The sequence below is a fragment of the Phenylobacterium sp. genome (assembly GCF_036723115.1).
Classification (GTDB): Bacteria; Pseudomonadota; Alphaproteobacteria; order Caulobacterales; family Caulobacteraceae; genus Phenylobacterium.
The window spans coordinates 1-1,763 of sequence record NZ_DAIMHV010000252.1; the positions used below are offsets into that span (position 1 = coordinate 1).

The 1,763-nt window shown below is 66.3% G+C and carries 3 protein-coding genes; 1 reads left to right on the forward strand and 2 read right to left on the reverse strand.

What is annotated here, in order from left to right; genetic code table 11:
- Both V7D28_RS15175 and V7D28_RS15180 read right to left on the reverse strand, forming a co-directional pair.
- Window positions 1-302 (reverse strand): ATP-binding cassette domain-containing protein (locus tag V7D28_RS15175; RefSeq protein ID WP_333588219.1); only part of this gene is annotated, 302 nt, incomplete at its 3' end.
- Window positions 303-352: 50 nt separating this feature from the next.
- Window positions 353-1,459: a polyamine ABC transporter substrate-binding protein gene (locus tag V7D28_RS15180; protein WP_333588217.1), complete on the reverse strand. Its 1,107-nt coding sequence runs from the start codon at window positions 1,457-1,459 to the stop codon at window positions 353-355.
- Between the two features lie 94 nt (window positions 1,460-1,553).
- Here V7D28_RS15180 and V7D28_RS15185 point away from each other — a divergent pair.
- Window positions 1,554-1,763 (forward strand): DMT family protein (locus V7D28_RS15185; protein ID WP_333588218.1); only part of this gene is annotated, 210 nt, incomplete at its 3' end.

The following is a 1,763-nucleotide window of genomic DNA, read 5'->3' on the forward strand; positions in this document are numbered from 1 at the left end:
GCATAGGACTGGAACATCATGTTCACCGGCCGCAGGTGCGGCGGCCGGCCGGCCAGGTCCTCGCCCGCCAGGGTGATGCGCCCGGCGTCCGGCGCCTCGAACCCCGCCAGCATGCGCATCAGGGTGGTCTTGCCGCAGCCGGAGGGGCCCAGCAGGGCGAAGAACTCTCCCTGATAGATGTCCAGCGAGACCGCATCGACCGCGGTTTCCCCGCCGAAGCGCTTGGTCACCGCCTCGAACCGCACCAGGGGCGTGGCCGCCGGATCGGCCCAGGGGGCGAAGCTGGAGCGGACGGCGCCGATGTTCAGGCGCGGCTTGGTGTTCACCTGACCCAAGGTCCCTGGCGCCGGGCTCAACGGCCGGTCTGGACGCGGGTCCAGAGGCGGTTCACCTCGCGGACCAGCTCCTGGGACTTGGCGGTGGTGACGAATAGTTCGCCCATCACCTCGGCCGTCGGATAGATGGCCGGATTGGTGCGGATCTCCTCGTCCACCAGGGCCGTGGCCGGGCCGTTGGCGTTGGCGTAGGCGGTGTAGTTGGAGGCCTGGGCGGCGATCTCGGGCCGCAGCATGTAGTCGAGGAAGGCATAGGCCGCGTCCGGATTGGGGGCGTCGGCCGGGATGGCGAAGACGTCGAACCAGATCTGGCTGCCTTCGGAGGGAATGACATAGGCCACCTCCACACCGGCGCCGGCTTCGGCGGCCCGGTCGGCGGCCTGGAAGATGTCGCCGGAATAGCCGATGGCGATGCAGATATCCCCGTTGGCCAGGGCGTTCACATATTCCGAGGAGTGGAACTTGCGCACATGCGGCCGCACGGTCATCAGCATCTGGGTGGCCGCCTCGTAGTCGGCCACGGCGGTGGAGTTGGGGTCGCGGCCCAGATAGTTCAGGACCACCGCATACATGTCCTCCGAAGCGTCCAGGAAGTGGACGCCGCAGTCGGCCAGCCTGGCGATGTTCTCGGGGCGGAACAGCACCGACCAGGAGGTGATCTCCACGCCGGGCAGACGCTCGGCCACCTTCTGCGGATTATAGCCGATGCCCACCGTGCCCCACATGTAGGGGACGGTATAGCGGCCGCCCGGATCGAACGGCTCCATATAGGCCATGATCTGCGGCGAGAGATTGCCGATATTCGTCAGCCTGGCCTTGTCCAGCTCGGCCAGGGCGCCGGCCGCGATGTAGCGTGGGATGTTGTGGTTGGACGGGGTGACCACGTCATAGCCCGTGCCCCCCTGCAGCATCTTGGTCTCCAGCACCTCGTTGGAATCGAAGGTGTCATAGACCGTGGCCACGCCGGTCTCGGCGGTGAAGCTGGAGAGGATCTCCGGGTCGATATAGTCCGACCAGTTGTAGATGCGCACGGTTTCACGCCCGCCGCCCTGTCCGCAGGCGCTCAGGCCCAGCAGGGCCGCCAGTCCGGCCGCCAGCCACATGGTCTTTCCCGGCGCGCGCATCTTCATTCTCCCGAACTACCCAGGGGACCGCTTATAAGGCCGCAGGCGCGGGGGTTAAGACCCAATCGCGCCCTTTGGCTCTCAGGAGACCCGAATGCCGCCCAGCGCGTCACAACTCATGGCTTTCGCTACGCCGGTCTTTCTGCTGGTTTTGTCCAACATTTTCATGACGTTCGCCTGGTATGGGCATCTGAAGGTGGAGAACCGCGCCCTGTGGCTCATCGTCCTGGTGAGCTGGGGCATCGCCTTCTTCGAATACTGCCTGGCCGTGCCCGCCAACCGCATGGGCCGGGCCGTCTATTCC